At 42.6% G+C, this 15,215-nt stretch carries 13 protein-coding genes and 3 pseudogenes; 15 read left to right on the forward strand and 1 reads right to left on the reverse strand.

The genetic code is table 11. The features are described from left to right. The first annotated feature begins 1 nt into the window (after position 1). The 10 genes and pseudogenes from JNUCC1_RS19355 (at position 2) to spo0A (ending at position 8,705) form a co-directional block, all read left to right on the forward strand. Positions 2–169, forward strand: a complete 168-nt coding sequence (locus JNUCC1_RS19355) for an exodeoxyribonuclease VII large subunit (RefSeq protein ID WP_331713835.1) — start codon at positions 2–4, stop codon at positions 167–169. After that, complete coding sequence (gene xseA, locus JNUCC1_RS16465) at positions 133–1,293, forward strand: exodeoxyribonuclease VII large subunit (protein WP_331713836.1); 1,161 nt, start codon at positions 133–135, stop codon at positions 1,291–1,293. The genes JNUCC1_RS19355 and xseA overlap by 37 nt, the downstream gene beginning before the upstream one ends. A gap of 49 nt (positions 1,294–1,342) precedes the next feature. Continuing rightward, positions 1,343–1,576: an exodeoxyribonuclease VII small subunit gene (locus JNUCC1_RS16470; protein WP_156646632.1), complete on the forward strand. Its 234-nt coding sequence runs from the start codon at positions 1,343–1,345 to the stop codon at positions 1,574–1,576. Positions 1,577–1,579: 3 nt separating this feature from the next. Continuing rightward, the gene (locus JNUCC1_RS16475) at positions 1,580–2,464 is read left to right on the forward strand and encodes a polyprenyl synthetase family protein (protein ID WP_156646634.1); all 885 of its coding nucleotides are present in this window, start codon (positions 1,580–1,582) and stop codon (positions 2,462–2,464) included. A 659-nt stretch (positions 2,465–3,123) separates the two neighbouring features. Further along, positions 3,124–3,726, forward strand: a complete 603-nt coding sequence (locus tag JNUCC1_RS16480; protein ID WP_156647166.1) for a hypothetical protein — start codon at positions 3,124–3,126, stop codon at positions 3,724–3,726. Positions 3,727–3,739: 13 nt separating this feature from the next. Next, positions 3,740–4,559, forward strand: a pseudogene (locus tag JNUCC1_RS16485) (TlyA family RNA methyltransferase). 5 nt (positions 4,560–4,564) lie between these two features. Beyond that, positions 4,565–6,280 (forward strand): DNA repair protein RecN, encoded by a 1,716-nt coding sequence (recN, locus tag JNUCC1_RS16490; RefSeq protein ID WP_156646636.1) that lies wholly within the window; start codon positions 4,565–4,567, stop codon positions 6,278–6,280. A 156-nt stretch (positions 6,281–6,436) separates the two neighbouring features. Next, positions 6,437–6,727, forward strand: coding sequence for a hypothetical protein (locus tag JNUCC1_RS19535; RefSeq protein WP_231784259.1), 291 nt, complete (start codon positions 6,437–6,439; stop codon positions 6,725–6,727). Further along, a complete protein-coding gene (gene spoIVB, locus JNUCC1_RS16495) occupies positions 6,715–7,722 on the forward strand; it encodes a SpoIVB peptidase (RefSeq protein WP_442915510.1) in 1,008 nt (335 codons plus the stop codon). The genes JNUCC1_RS19535 and spoIVB overlap by 13 nt, the downstream gene beginning before the upstream one ends. A gap of 206 nt (positions 7,723–7,928) precedes the next feature. Next, positions 7,929–8,705 carry a sporulation transcription factor Spo0A gene (spo0A, locus tag JNUCC1_RS16500; RefSeq protein WP_156646640.1) on the forward strand — a complete coding sequence of 259 codons (777 nt, stop codon included), beginning with the start codon at positions 7,929–7,931 and terminating at the stop codon, positions 8,703–8,705. A gap of 35 nt (positions 8,706–8,740) precedes the next feature. Here spo0A and JNUCC1_RS16505 read toward each other — a convergent pair whose 3' ends face one another. Next, on the reverse strand, positions 8,741–8,974 hold the full coding sequence (locus tag JNUCC1_RS16505; RefSeq protein ID WP_156646642.1) for a DUF2627 domain-containing protein: 234 nt from the start codon (positions 8,972–8,974) through the stop codon (positions 8,741–8,743). Positions 8,975–9,300: 326 nt separating this feature from the next. On the opposite strand from JNUCC1_RS16505, the gene JNUCC1_RS16510 reads away from it, so the two are divergent. The 5 genes and pseudogenes from JNUCC1_RS16510 to JNUCC1_RS16530 all read left to right on the forward strand — a co-directional run bounded on the left by JNUCC1_RS16510 (position 9,301) and on the right by JNUCC1_RS16530 (position 15,180). Next, the gene (locus JNUCC1_RS16510) at positions 9,301–10,395 is read left to right on the forward strand and encodes a Glu/Leu/Phe/Val dehydrogenase dimerization domain-containing protein (protein WP_156646644.1); all 1,095 of its coding nucleotides are present in this window, start codon (positions 9,301–9,303) and stop codon (positions 10,393–10,395) included. A 38-nt stretch (positions 10,396–10,433) separates the two neighbouring features. Then, positions 10,434–11,854: pseudogene (gene lpdA / locus JNUCC1_RS16515) on the forward strand (dihydrolipoyl dehydrogenase). A gap of 30 nt (positions 11,855–11,884) precedes the next feature. Then, a pseudogene (locus JNUCC1_RS16520) lies at positions 11,885–12,879 on the forward strand (thiamine pyrophosphate-dependent dehydrogenase E1 component subunit alpha). Positions 12,880–12,894: 15 nt separating this feature from the next. Further along, positions 12,895–13,878, forward strand: a complete 984-nt coding sequence (locus JNUCC1_RS16525; RefSeq protein ID WP_156646645.1) for an alpha-ketoacid dehydrogenase subunit beta — start codon at positions 12,895–12,897, stop codon at positions 13,876–13,878. 18 nt (positions 13,879–13,896) lie between these two features. Next, a complete protein-coding gene (locus tag JNUCC1_RS16530; protein WP_156646647.1) occupies positions 13,897–15,180 on the forward strand; it encodes a dihydrolipoamide acetyltransferase family protein in 1,284 nt (427 codons plus the stop codon). Positions 15,181–15,215 lie beyond the last annotated feature (35 nt).

The following is a 15,215-nucleotide window of genomic DNA, read 5'->3' on the forward strand; positions in this document are numbered from 1 at the left end:
AGTGAATGACAACTATTTAACAGTTACAGCACTCACACGGTATATCAAACGTAAAATGGATTCTGACCGCCATTTACAAAATGTTTGGTTAAAAGGAGAGTTATCCAATTTCAAGCATCACAGTCGGGTCATATGTATTTTACAATTAAGGACGACCGGACTAAAATAAATTGTGTCATGTTTGCAGGACAAAATCGTAAACTCTTATTTCGGCCCGAAAGTGGTATGAACGTGCTCATACAGGGGGCTGTCAGTGTGTTTGAACCTTATGGCCAATATCAACTGTATGTACACCAGATGGAGCCGGATGGCCTTGGCGCACTCCATCTTCAATTTGAACAATTGAAAGAACGATTAAGCAACCAAGGGTATTTTCGGGAAGATCACAAGAAACAGCTGCCAGCTTTTCCAAATCATATCGGCGTGATCACGTCTCCAACAGGAGCGGCAATCAGGGACATATTAACAACGCTAAAACGCAGATACCCTGTTGCGCATGTTACGGTTTATCCAGTTCTGGTGCAGGGGAAAGAAGCGGCAGATTCCATTGCTAAAGGGATCAGACAGGCTAACACAGCTATGCTTTGCGATGTCCTTATTGTGGGAAGAGGTGGGGGCTCCATTGAAGAATTATGGAGTTTTAATGAGGCAATTGTAGCAGAAGCAATTTATGAATCCCACATTCCGATTATCTCTGCTGTAGGACATGAAACAGATTTTACGATCAGTGACTTTACAGCAGACGTTCGTGCCGCAACCCCAACAGGTGCAGCTGAAATTGCTGTTCCCTCGACCATGGAGTTGAAATCAAATCTGGCAGAGTTCAGACGAACCATGACAAGATTGATTCAGTTGAAAATAGAGGGAGAAATGCGTCACCTTCAGAGAATTAAGGCGTCACATGCACTTAATTACCCTGAGCAGTTGACTGTTCAAAAAGAGCAAGAGCTTGATAAAGTAACGGAACGATTTGATCGAGCTTTAATGAATGTATTACAGCGGAAGCGAGAACAGAGTGAAAATGCGAGAAAACGATTGTTTATCCAACATCCCAAACGTCATATTGATCAGGCTGTAAAAGAATTGAATCAATTAACCCATCGACAGGATGCAGCCATGAATCGCTTCATTCAGCAAAAAACAATTGCCTTAGATAATATGCTTGAAAAACTGACTCTGCTCAACCCGCTTGAAATTATGAAACGCGGCTATGCAATACCTTATGGGGAAGATGGCCATATTGTTCGCTCTGTAAGAGATATAAAAAAGATACAGCTTTATCTGTCAAGTTAGCTGATGGAAAAGCGCACTGCACAGTGCAAACATTGGAGGAGGACCCGTCATGACGACCGAGAAAGAACTGTCTTTTGAAGAAGCGATGAAAAAACTTGAAGAGATCGTTCAAAAGCTTGAAGAAGGGGATGTTCCCTTGGAGAAAGCCATCACCTATTATCAGGAGGGCATGGCATTATCCAAGCTTTGCAGCGACAAACTTTCGAATGTACAAAGTAAAGTAACTCAAATAACGAATCAGTATGGTGAATCTGAACCTTTCGATATTCAGGAGGGTGAATAAATTATGACTGCCTCTCTTGAGACGTTTATGGCCCGTTACAAGAAAACAATTGAAAGCGTAATGAACGGCTATCTGAATGAACTTGACGTTCCGAAAGAGCTGAAGGATTCCATGCGGTATTCCATAGAGGCAGGCGGCAAGCGAATCAGACCTTTGCTCTTAATGGCGAGTTATCTCGCATATAAACGCGATGTGGAAATAACATATTCCAGCGCTGCTGCTCTTGAATTTATTCATACATACTCGCTTATTCACGATGACCTCCCTGCTATGGATGATGACAATTTGCGAAGAGGGAAGCCTACTAATCATATTGTGTTCAATGAGGCGACGGCCATCTTGGCAGGCGACGCCCTTTTGACATCCAGCTTTGAGCTGATTTCCAAAGATGAATCGCTTTCGAATTCCCAAAAGCAATATCTTATCGGTCTTTTATCCGAGACGAGCGGCCCAAAAGGCATGGTTGCGGGACAAATACTGGATATGCAAGCTGAAGAACAACAAGTTTCTTTGGTCGAACTTGAACAGATTCATACACTTAAAACGGGTGAGTTGTTACGGTTTGCAGTAACCGCTGGGGCATATCTTGCAGGTGCAACCAATGAGCAACTCGAAGACCTAAAGCTATTTGCGCATTACATTGGATTGATCTTCCAAGTGCAGGATGACATTTTAGATGTAGTTGGTGACGAAACTAAGCTTGGAAAACCAATTCAAAGTGATACAGCAAACCTTAAAAGCACTTATCCACTTCTGCTCGGAATTGAAGGCGCCATAGAACAAAAGAAAGCATATGTCAAACAGGCTAAAGAAGCATTACATCGGGCAGGAGTTGCAGACTCGTACCTTGCTGAACTAACAGATTATTTCAGTGATAGGGATCATTAATGTCTGGAAAAGCAGCAGGAAAAATGTTATAATATAATTATAAAGGAATGGTACAGTATTCTAGTCAGTCCTCCGCTCCTGAAGGCGGGCCTAAAAATCCGCCAAAGGGCACATCGATGAAGTTCCTTGTGCTGGCTTGAGGCGCCCAGCCTTGGGTCAGTGCTGGGAGTTAAGGTTTTCGGGCGATCCACAAAGGCATGTGGGCGTAGACCCGATTACCGCGGAGGCCCATCTCTGTAGCGCAGACTAAGCCTAGGATGTGCTATGGAATGGGGTATGAACCTGTAGAATAAGGTAAGGGAAACCTTGTTTGCAGCGTAGCCTGCCTTGAGTGGTAACGAGGGGATTGGAGTTCATACGAATTGCCCGATTGGCCGTCGGTCAATTCGTTTACTCTCCATGAAATCGTTACTGCAAAAGAGGCTAGGGAGCGGCCAAAGGCTGTTGAGGAAATCTCCTAGACTGTTTCTAAGACATTTAAAAGGGATTATAGTGTGGACTAAGTGGTAATCCAGTCAAGCTTTCGGCGACGGAGCTTAGATGAATTTAAAGGGGAACCGCCTTCATGGCAACATGAGGTATTCATCTGGGAAAACCTACTGGACCTAAGCCACAGTTTTAACCTTTTAAATGACCATTCCTTGTTCTTACATAATCCAATGATTGAGGTATATGATGAAATCTGTGTTAAAAAATCGATCAAATTCAGTTTAACCATAGCCGTTATCACGTTTGTGTTAGCGGCTGTTTTTTCAATTGTGTCATCCACGATTTTGAATGATGTTATTTGGATGGTTGGATTAATTATTGTATTTGTGATTGTCTTTATTGGTGTTGTTTTCGACATGCTTGGTATTGCAGCTACTGCAGCCGCTGAGTCGCCTTTTCATGCGATGGCTGCAGAAAAGGTTAATGGTGCAAAGGAATCCGTGATCATCGTCAGAAACGCGGATAAGTTTGCCAGCTTTTGTAATGATGTAATCGGGGATATATCCGGAATTGTCAGTGGAACCGCCTCATCCATCGTTGTTCTGCAGATTGCAAATTTATTAAATGGCTCACAAGGTTCAATTTACATTATACTTAATGTGTTTTTAACAAGTCTTGTAGCTGCAATGACAGTAGGAGGAAAAGCGGTTGGTAAAACAATGGCGATTCAGTCTTCAACAAAAATTATTTTTACAGCAGGTAAAATAATAGCGTTTATAGAACGTCATACCCCATTCGACTGCTCCCAAGACAATCTGATTAAAATAAACTAAAGGATTCGATTACATGGCAAAAGTAAGACTCGATCTTCTGCTCGTTGAGCGAGGATTAGCTGAAACTAGAGAACAAGCGAAACGATTGATCATGGCGGGACTGGTTTACACTGAACAACAACGGGTAGACAAGCCGGGCGTTAAGGTGTCTGAGGACTTGCCGTTATCAGTGAAGGGAAAAGATATCCCATACGTCGGAAGGGCGGTCTTAAGCTTGAAACAGCACTAAAAGCATTTCAATTGGATGTTAATGATAAAGTAATGGTCGATGTAGGGTCCTCAACTGGCGGATTCACAGATTGTGCTCTCCAAAACGGGGCCCGTATGAGTTATGCAGTTGATGTGGGCTATAATCAGCTTGCCTGGTCATTGCGTCAGGACAAGCGGGTAGAAGTCATGGAGCGAACAAATTTCAGGCACGTAACTCCTGATATGTTCACCCGTTCCCTCCCTAATTTTGCTTCAATTGATGTATCGTTTATCTCTCTCAAGCTCATTTTGCCTACACTGAGAATGATTCTCCAGGAAGACAGTGATGTCGTTGCTTTAATTAAACCTCAATTTGAGGCTGGAAAAAATCAGGTTGGCAAAAAGGGGATTGTAAAAGATAAAAAGGTTCATCTGAGTGTGCTTGAAACCATTATCCAATTTGCCATCAATGAAGGCTACCAATTTATGGATTTGACGCATTCAGGGATAACGGGGGGTCAGGAAACATTGAATTTTTGGGTTATTTCAGATGGCCGAACCGACACGATATACAGACAATTGATGCCCAAATGATTCAGTCGGTGGTGGATAATGCGCATCACCATTTTCAACAAAAGGGGTGAGTGGCATGCTAACTGAATTATCGATAAAGAACTTTGCAATTATTGAACAACTTGCTATATCATTTGATGAAGGCTTAACAGTCCTTACTGGAGAAACCGGCGCAGGAAAATCCATCATTATTGATGCTGTCCAGCTGCTTGCAGGTTCCAGAGGTTCTATAGATTTTGTCAGACATGGAGCGAAAAAGGCCGAACTTGAAGGCCTTTTTACAATTGATGAAGCACATGTTGTTCATGATCTCGGGGCCACGTATGGTATTGATACAACAGATGGAATGGTAGTTCTGAACCGTGATATTACGGCTGCTGGCAAAAGTATTTGCCGAATAAACGGGAAATTGGTAACGCTCGCAACATTAAAAGAATTTGGACATACTTTAATTGACATTCACAGCCAGCATGAAACCCAATCTCTTTTAAACCAGGATCAGCATTTGCGTTTGTTGGACCTCTATAACGAGAAGCAAATTGCACCTATTAAGTCAGCTTATCAGGAATTATATTTTGATTTGAGTCAAATGAAAATTCAGTATAGACAGTTAAACCATAAAGAACAAGATCTTGCTCAAAAACTTGATTTACTTCAGTTTCAATCCAACGAAATTGCAAATGCAAATTTAAACGAAAATGAAGATGATGCATTGTTGGAAGAACGAAAAAAACTGGCGAATTTCGAGAAAATTCATCAGGCACTTGAAGAAGCTTATGAGGCATTGTATGGCGATCAAAAGGGAATGGATTGGCTCGCCCAGGCAATGCAGGCTCTGCAAAACGGACAAGATTATGATGAATATATACAAGCCAAAGCAGATGAACTTGCTAATTATTATTATGCCGCAGAAGAACTAACCTATGACTTGCGCAGTCATTTGGACACATTGCAATTTGATTCTTCGCGTTTGAATGTGATTGAAGCACGGCTGGATGAAATCAGTCGCCTGAAGCACAAATACGGCCCATCCGTCAATGAGATTATAGCCTACGAACAAGAAGTCAATGAAGAGATCCAGCAAATACAAAATAAAGATTCTTTCTTATCTGAACTTGCCATTAAAATCGAACAAGTGGAGAAAGAAGCTTATCAAAAAGCTGTTCAACTGCACGATGTCAGAGAGAAAGCTGCTCATGCATTAACACGGGATATTAAAAAAGAATTAAAAGGGTTATATATGGATAAGTCCGTTTTCAAAATTGTATTTGAAACGACACCTTCTGAAGAGAAAACGTCTAATTACGTGAAGTTGAACCAAAATGGGTACGATCACGTCCATTTTGAACTTTCAACAAATCCAGGTGAACCTTTGAAGCCTCTCCATAAAATTGCTTCAGGGGGTGAAATGTCCCGAATCATGCTTGCTTTAAAAACAATATTTGCTAAGCACGAAGGTGTCACGAGTGTCATCTTTGATGAGGTAGATACAGGCGTGAGTGGGCGAGTAGCACAGGCTATGGCGGAGAAAATCCAACATATTTCAGAGGGTTCTCAGGTGCTATGTATTACACATCTGCCACAAGTAGCCGCAATGGCTGATCACCACAAATATATTGGCAAAGATGTTTCACGAAAAAGAACAGCGACCTATATCATCGATTTAAATATTGAAGACAAAATTGAAGAACTCGGCCGGATGATTACAGGAGCGGAAATGACCGAAACCGCTAAAGATCATGCAAAGGAACTGCTTGAGCTTGCATTTACTTATAAGGAAACCCAAAAATAACGATTGTTTATCCAAGCTGTGTGATATTCCTTTTTATTAAAGGAAATGTTACACAGCTTTTCTTGTCTTTAACCAGTTTAAAACAAGGTCAGTTCGGTCAAATTAGAAGTACACCATCAAAAAAGGTATGGGTTAGAAAGAGGAGAGTGGATAATAGTGCTGACTAAAAGATGTTTACGTTTGACCATTGGAGTTCTGCTCCTGCTGGCTTTGTTTTCGGCTCCTTTTTTAACACCCGTTCAAAATTACCTGTCGATTCCCAACGACATTGTAACCTTTAATAACCAGTCACCCATAGAAATTCCCAAAGTAAAAGGAAATATAACCGTTGAAGCATCAAAAAGTGACATGATGACCCTTCAAAAATTGACACAGAATTTTACGCAGAACAATCCGGCAGCAGTGAGCTTGTTTATAAGCTGGCGGGGCTTCCCATTAAAAAGGTGAATGTTTCGATTCTGGATGATTTGAAAGTTGCTCCTGGTGGACAATCTATAGGAATACAACTGCAAACACTTGGCGTACTTGTTGTGGGCCACCATTTAGTAAATGGGGAGGAAGGAAAAGTGTCCCCTGGTGAAGAAGCTGATATTGAAGTTGGTGATGTCATCCTGGAGATAAATGGTAAAGAGGTTAAAAAAATGGATGATGTTAAACCGATTGTCAAGGAGGCTGGTAAAACCGGCGATCCCCTTGATTTGGTGATTAAGCGCGGAAAAGATAAACACGAAACAACCCTTCATCCTGTAAAAAATAACACGGATGGTGAGTATCAGATTGGTTTGTATATCAGAGATTCTGCAGCGGGTATTGGTACGATGACTTTTTATGAACCGGATTCCAAAAAATATGGTGCGCTTGGCCACGTTATTTCAGATATGGATACAAAAAAACCGATCGAGATTATGGATGGTTCAATTGTGAATTCAACGATCACATCGATTCAAAAAGGAAATAATGGGTCACCGGGTGAAAAGCAAGCTACTTTCTCAACGACCGATAAAAAACTTGGCAATATCACAAAGAACAGCCCTTTCGGTGTGTTTGGGGTTCTTGAGGAAGCTATAGACAACGGCATACAAGATAAGGCGTTGCCGATTGCTTTATCACATGAAGTGAAAGAAGGACCAGCACAAATTTATACAGTTGTTGAAGGCGAAAAGGTCGAAGCTTTTGACGTAGAAGTGATCAACAGTGCACCACAGAAATATCCTGCTACTAAAGGTATGATTGTTCAAGTAACAGATAAAGAATTGCTGGATAAAACAGGAGGAATTGTTCAGGGTATGAGTGGTAGCCCAATTATCCAAGATGGAAAGGTAATTGGTGCGGTAACACATGTTTTTGTTAATGACTCCACATCTGGTTATGGCGTGCATATCGAGTGGATGATGCAAGAAGCAGGTATTGATATTTATAAAACAGAGGAACAGGCAAGTTAACAAAAAAGATCTGCACATGTTGCAGATCTTTTTTATTAGAAATTTTTTTCGACAAAACCATCAAAAAAAGTCGAATCACATCGAATAATCGAGTAAAGTAATGAAAATGGAAGGAAATTAATTTTTTTAACAAAATAAAAAGGAATTGTCATGTTTGTGTCGAATAATAATAAAGGGAAGCATAGTACAAAGGGGAGGAATTATTGATGGAGAAAATATCTGTTTGTCTGGTTGATGATAACCGGGAATTAATTCAGTTGATGGAGGATTATTTTGACACACAGGATGATATTCAAGTAACAGGGGTTGCCTATAATGGCAGAGAATGCCTGGATATAATAGAAGAAGCAGAGCCTGATGTTCTTGTTTTGGATATTATTATGCCGCATGTTGATGGATTGGCCGTTATGGAAACGCTAAAGGGCATGGATTTAACCAAACACCCTAATGTCATTATGCTGACAGCTTTTGGTCAGGAAGAAGTTATGAAGAAAGCGGTCGATCTCGGTGCAGCTTACTTTATATTAAAACCATTTGACCTTGATCACTTAGGAGAACAAATTCGTCAGGTATGCGGTTATCAATCACCATTGACAAACGGTGGACAACGCAATAAAAAAGATAAAAAACTGGACTTGGAAGCAAGCATTACAGCCATTATCCATGAAATTGGTGTCCCAGCGCATATCAAGGGCTACATGTATCTAAGAGAAGCGATTACAATGGTATATAATGACATAGAGCTTCTTGGATCCATTACAAAGGTCTTGTATCCGGATATTGCCAAAAAGTATGGCACGACCGCCTCTAGAGTGGAGCGCGCTATCCGCCATGCCATAGAAGTTGCCTGGAGCCGAGGAAACATTGATTCCATCTCGTCATTATTTGGTTATACTGTTTCAGTTTCCAAGGCGAAACCAACCAATTCTGAGTTTATTGCCATGGTGGCTGATCGGCTGCGGCTGGAGCATCGAGCGAGCTGAAATACATAAAAGGAGCTGACTCAGTCAGCTCCTTTTTAATCTCTTCGTTTTTGTTTTTGGGCTTGACGCTTTCGGTCACGGTAGACAATAAAGCCACCAATAAACCAAATACCTCCAACCAGGAGTGCCAGCCCGGCTATGAATTGTAATCCTGTGTTTATCATAAATGGATTCACTTCATTGAACAAAGAATCACGCATCAGTTTGATCCCGAAAGCCGCTATAATCCCTGGGATGACCAGGAGCGTTGCTGCAATAAGTCGAGCCATAGGTTGTCTGTTCCCCTTAAGAATAATATCAATACATAAACATCATAGCAAATTAGAAGCGAGAACGAAATGAATTTGCCAAAAAATACATCGTCATGTAAACTAGAACCAGTTGTCCAAAATAGTATAGCGTATCAAGTGTTAAATCATCACATATTTTTACGGTTTTACAACGCTATATTTAAAGCGCTTACAAGGAGTGGGGAATTGCATATGTTTTGAAAGGGGGCATTGTTTTTATTTTCCGTTTGGATCAAATACGTGTATATTAATAACATAAAGCAACAGATATATATATGAGTGAACAGGACAAGGAGGAAATAGAAATGGAAATTTTTAACTACATGGAGAAATATGAATACGAACAATTGGTGCTTTGCCATGATAAAAGCTCAGGTTTGAAGGCTATTATTGCTATACATGATACGACACTTGGACCAGCACTTGGCGGCTGCCGTATATGGCCATATGAAACAGAGGAAGAAGCCATCGAGGATGCTCTCCGACTCGCTAAAGGCATGACTTATAAAAATGCGGCTGCCGGTCTTGACCTCGGAGGCGGAAAAGCGGTCATTATTGCTGATCCAAAGAAAGACAAGAACCCGGAAATGTTCCGAGCGTTTGGACGATACGTTCAAGGGCTGAACGGTCGCTACATTACAGCTGAAGATGTAGGCGCAACGGAACAAGACATGGACATTATACATAAGGAGACAGACTTTGTTACAGGTATATCCAAAGAATTTGGATCTGGGGGCAACCCATCTCCCGTCACCGCATATGGCATTTATATTGGGATCAAAGCATCTGCTAAAGAAGCGTTTGGTTCTGATGATCTAAATGGAAAAACAGTTGCTGTACAGGGTGTCGGAAATGTTGCTTTTGAGTTATGCAATTACCTGCACAAAGACGGTGCCAAACTAATTGTAACGGATATTCATAAAGAAGCCGTGGATCGTGCTGTTCAGGCCTTTGGGGCTGAGGCAGTTGAGCCGGACGCCATCTATGATGTACAATGTGACATTTTTGCACCTTGTGCGCTTGGGGCTGTCATTAACGATGACACCATACCACGCTTGAGTGCAAAAGTGATTGCAGGTTCCGCCAATAATCAGCTTAAGACAGAAAAACATGGGAACGTTCTACATGAAAAAGGGATTTTGTACGCTCCTGATTATGTGATCAACTCAGGCGGCGTGATTAATGTGGCAGATGAACTTATCGGCTACAATGAAGCACGGGCCATGCGTAAGGTGGAAACCATTTATGATAATCTGATGGAAATCTACCAGATCTCAAAGCAGGAGAACATTCCTACTGCAGAAGCAGCCGATCGTCTTGCCGAGGACAGAATCGAATCTGCGCGTAAATCCCGTTATCAATTCTTTCCTGACCGCCATCATATTTTGAGCAGACGGTAAGAAAACTAAACAAAGGCAAAGGAAGGAGCGCATATATCGTGGCGAAAGATTATGATGTTGCCATTTTGGGTGGCGGCACGGGTGGTTACGTTGCTGCAATTCGAGCCTCACAGCTCGGATTGCAAGTTGCCCTGGTGGAAAGCGGGGAGTTAGGGGAACATGTCTGCACAGAGGCTGTATCCCATCTAAATCGCTTTTAAGAAGTGCTGAGGTGTATAAGCAAACAAAGGATGCTCATGAATACGGTATTGAGGTTCAGGATGTCAGCCTGAACTTTGATCGTGTTCAAGACCGTAAAAGGACAATCGTCAACACGTTGCACCAAGGCGTTAAAGGGTTAATGAAGAAAGGAAAGATTGACGTTTACGAAGGGTACGGCCGTATTCTGGGACCGAGTATTTTCTCACCTGTAGCCGGAACAATTTCCATTGAGCATGACAACGATGACGAGAATACGATGATCGTTCCCAAAAACGTCTTAATTGCGACAGGGTCCAGCCCCAAATCACTGCCCGGCCTCAAAATTGACGGGACACATGTGTTAACCTCAGATGAGGCGTTGGAACTTGAAACACTGCCAAAATCAATGATAATTGTGGGTGGCGGTGTTATAGGAGTGGAGTGGGCTTCGATGCTTGCTGACTTTGGCGTAGAAGTAACGGTGTTGGAGTTCATGGACCGTATTTTACCGACTGAAGACAATGATATTTCGAAAGAAGCAAAAAAACTTCTCGCCAAAAAAGGAATTACCTTCCAAACCTCAGCTAAAGTGCTGCCAGACACTTTAACAATCCAAGACAGTGTGTCGATTGATGCAGAAATTAATGAACAAACAGAAACGTTCACAGCGGAAAAAATGCTTGTTTCAGTAGGCAGGCGGGCAAATGTTGATAATATTGGCCTGGAGAATACCGATATCATAATTGACAACGGGTTTATTCAAACCAATGATATGTATCAAACTAAGGAATCGCATATATATGCAATTGGTGATGTTATTGGCGGATTGCAGCTGGCTCATGTTGCTTCTCATGAAGGGATTGCAGCAGTTGAGCATATGGCTAATCAGCATCCAGCCCCGATTCAGGAAGAACACGTGCCAATTTGTGTGTATTCTTCACCGGAAATTGCGCGTGTCGGATTGACTGAAAAACAAGCAATAGAACAGGGCTTGAACATTAAAACAGCCAAATTTCCATTTAAAGCTGTTGGTAAAGCGCTTGTCCACGGTGAGACGAATGGTTTTGTGAAAATTATTTCCAATAAAGATAATGACGATCTTGTCGGTGTGCACATGATTGGACCGCATGTGACCGATATGATTTCTGAAGCTGGTCTCGCCAAAGTGCTTGACGCCACAGCCTGGGAAGTTGCAGAAACCATTCACCCTCATCCAAGCTTATCAGAGGTGATAGGTGAAGCTGCGCTGGCTGTGGATGGCAAACAAATACACGGATAACTATGATTCAATTATGAAGGAGGTTATTTCATGGCTGATGCACGCCATAAAGAACTGGGTTTAACAGATGAAGACGTCCTGGAGATGTTTAAAACAATGCTTTTGGCCAGAAAATTGGATGAGAGAATGTGGCTCCTGAATCGAGCCGGAAAAATTCCTTTCGTTATTTCCTGTCAAGGTCAGGAAGCAGCCCAAGTCGGCGCAGCTTTTGCGCTCGATCGAGACAACGATTATACAGCACCGTATTATCGGGATCTTGGGGTTGTGCTGGCGTTTGGCATGACGGCCAAAGATCTAATGTTATCAGCTTTCGCCAAAGCAGAAGACCCAAACTCGGGCGGACGTCAGATGCCGAGCCACTTTGGTCAGAAAAAGAATCGCATTCTAACAGGTTCTTCGCCTGTCACAACACAATTGCCGCACGCAGTTGGTGTTGCTTTGGCAGCAAAAATGGACCAAAAAAATATCGCTTCGTTTGTAACACTCGGAGAAGGTTCATCCAATCAGGGCGATTTCCACGAAGGTTTGAACTTTGCAGGTGTACATAAGCTTCCTGTGATTACAATGGTGGAAAATAATAAATATGCGATTTCTGTTCCCATTCAAAAGCAGCTCGCATGCGAGAAGGTTTCTGACCGTGCGCAAGGCTATGGCATGCCGGGCATCACTGTGGACGGTAATGACCCCTTGCTGTATTTGAAGTCGTTAAAGAGGCAAGAGAACGGGCTGTAAGCGGTGAAGGTCCGACGATGATCGAGGCGTTGACTGATAGATATACCGCGCACTCCAGTGACGATGATGATCGGTTGTATCGTGAAAAGGGTGAAGTCGAGGAAGCGAAAAAGAAAGATGCGATTGTTTCTTTTGCGGCATATTTACGCAATGCAGGTCTATACGACGAAGAAACAGAAGAAGCATTACACAAAGAAGTCGATAAAATTGTAAATGAAGCTACGGATTATGCTGAGAACGCACCATATGCAGCACCGGAAGATGCTTTAAAATATGTTTATGAAGAAGTGTAGGGAGGGGGAACAATCATGCCAGTTATGACCTATATTCAGGCTGTGACAACAGCTCTTAAAGAAGAAATGCAACGGGATGACAATGTGTTTATTCTTGGGGAAGACGTTGGAAAGAAAGGCGGAGTGTTTCGCGCCACTGATGGCCTGTATGATGAATTTGGTGAAGCACGTGTTCTTGATACGCCGCTAGCGGAATCTGCTATTGCAGGTGTTGGGATCGGGGCAGCCATGTATGGCAAACGGCCAGTCGCGGAAATGCAATTTGCGGACTTTATTATGCCTGCTGTCAATCAGATCATTTCTGAAGCATCACGTCTCAGGTATCGATCAAACAATGATTGGTCATGCCCAATTACAATTCGTGCGCCATATGGCGGCGGCGTTCATGGCGCTTTGTATCATTCTCAGTCTGTTGAAGCGGTGTTTGCCAATCAGCCGGGATTAAAGATCGTGATGCCGTCCACACCATATGATGTAAAAGGTCTTTTAAAGGCGGCTATTCGGGATAATGATCCAGTTTTGTTTTTCGAACATAAGCGTGCTTACCGTCTGCTAAAAGGCGAGGTGCCTGAAGAAGATTATGTGCTTCCGATTGGGAAAGCAGATGTGAAGCGAGAAGGTTCCGATATCACCATTATTACTTACGGGTTATGTGTTCAATTCGCATTGCAAGCCGCTGAAAAGCTTGCCGAAGAAGGCATTGATGCACACATACTTGACTTGAGGACCATTTACCCGCTGGATCAGGAAGCGATTATTGAAGCTGCCCAAAAAACAGGTAAGGTTCTCCTGATTACTGAAGACAACAAAGAAGGCAGTATTCTAGGTGAAGTAGCAGCTATCATATCTGAAAACTGCTTGTTTGATCTTGATGCTCCAATTCAGCGTCTTGCTGGTCCGGATATTCCGGCCATGCCTTATGCACCGCCAATGGAGAAGTTTTTCATGATCAACCCGGATAAAGTTGAAAAGGCAATGCGTGAACTGGCGGAATTTTAAACGAAAGGAGGAAATGCAATGACCATTGAAAAAATAAATATGCCTCAGCTTGGAGAAAGTGTTACAGAAGGCACGATTAGCACATGGCTCGTTAAGGAAGGTGACCATGTCAATAAATATGATCCCATTGCAGAAGTCATGACGGACAAAGTCAATGCAGAAGTACCGTCATCCTTCAGTGGTGTGATCAAAGATATTATCGCGCAGGAAGGCGACACGCTTGAAGTCGGATCGTTGATGTGCCACATCGAGATTGAAGGCGCTGCGGAGCGTCCGGAAGAATCTGACTCAGATAGTCAATCCAAGTCAAATCAAGAAGGTTCGGCTGAGCCATCGGATCAATCTTCTGATCAATCCATGAAAAAACGCTATTCACCGGCAGTTCTGAGATTATCTCAGGAACACGGCATTAATCTTGAAGAAGTTAGCGGAACTGGGCGTGGCGGCCGAATTACACGTAAGGATATTGAGGCTGTCATCGCTCAGGGTGGGAAAGCCTCTGCCGATACACAGAAACAAGAGGTCAAACCAGAGCAGGAAATGCCTTCTGCATCAACAGAATCCGCTCCCAAGCCGACGGCAGTTCCGGTGGATTCACAGGCCGGTGACGTTGAGATTCCTGTTAAAGGTGTTCGTAAGATGATTGCGGATAACATGGTTAAGTCCAAAACAGAGATCCCTCATGCTTGGATGACGGTGGAAGTCGATGTAACGAACCTGGTCGCATTACGCAACCAGGTGAAAAATGAATTCAAGCAAAATGAAGGGTATTCGCTGACATATTTTGCATTCTTTGTGAAAGCTGTTGCCCAAGCTTTGAAAGAATACCCAATTTTGAACAGCACATGGGCTGGAGACCGGATTATCAAGAAAAAAGATATCAATATCTCCATCGCTGTTGCCAAAGATGATGAATTGTTTGTCCCGGTTATTAAACAAGCTGATGAACTGACAGTTAAAGGCATCGCTAGAAACATTTACGAGCTTGCTCAAAAAGCGCGCAACGGTAAATTAACAGCAGAAGATATGCAGGGTGGCACGTTTACAGTAAATAACACAGGCTCTTTCGGCTCTGTTTCTTCCATGGGTGTCATTAATCACCCTCAGGCAGCCATTTTGCAAGTTGAATCTATTGTAAAGCGTCCTGTTATTATTAATGATATGTTTGCGGCCCGTGACATGGTTAACCTTTCATTGTCGCTGGACCACCGTGTGCTGGACGGACTTGTGTGCGGGCGATTCTTAAACCGTGTGAAAAACATTCTTGAAGAAATGAATGCCCAAACCACTTCAATTTATTAATCAATGAATTGAAATCTGGGAATGGAATTGATAAG

This window comes from Lentibacillus sp. JNUCC-1, assembly GCF_009741735.1.
Classification (GTDB): Bacteria; Bacillota; Bacilli; order Bacillales; family Amphibacillaceae; genus Lentibacillus_B.

What these genes read in the sequence shown, in the direction of transcription:
- xseA (WP_331713836.1), top strand. Translation starts at nt 133, where the DNA reads ATGTATTTTACAATTAAGGACGACCGGACTAAAATAAATTGTGTCATG.
- JNUCC1_RS16470 (WP_156646632.1), top strand. Translation starts at nt 1,343, where the DNA reads ATGACGACCGAGAAAGAACTGTCTTTTGAAGAAGCGATGAAAAAACTT.
- JNUCC1_RS16475 (WP_156646634.1), top strand. Translation starts at nt 1,580, where the DNA reads ATGACTGCCTCTCTTGAGACGTTTATGGCCCGTTACAAGAAAACAATT.
- JNUCC1_RS16480 (WP_156647166.1), top strand. Translation starts at nt 3,124, where the DNA reads ATGATTGAGGTATATGATGAAATCTGTGTTAAAAAATCGATCAAATTC.
- recN (WP_156646636.1), top strand. Translation starts at nt 4,565, where the DNA reads ATGCTAACTGAATTATCGATAAAGAACTTTGCAATTATTGAACAACTT.
- spo0A (WP_156646640.1), top strand. Translation starts at nt 7,929, where the DNA reads ATGGAGAAAATATCTGTTTGTCTGGTTGATGATAACCGGGAATTAATT.
- JNUCC1_RS16505 (WP_156646642.1), bottom strand. Translation starts at nt 8,974, where the DNA reads ATGGCTCGACTTATTGCAGCAACGCTCCTGGTCATCCCAGGGATTATA.
- JNUCC1_RS16510 (WP_156646644.1), top strand. Translation starts at nt 9,301, where the DNA reads ATGGAAATTTTTAACTACATGGAGAAATATGAATACGAACAATTGGTG.
- JNUCC1_RS16525 (WP_156646645.1), top strand. Translation starts at nt 12,895, where the DNA reads ATGCCAGTTATGACCTATATTCAGGCTGTGACAACAGCTCTTAAAGAA.
- JNUCC1_RS16530 (WP_156646647.1), top strand. Translation starts at nt 13,897, where the DNA reads ATGACCATTGAAAAAATAAATATGCCTCAGCTTGGAGAAAGTGTTACA.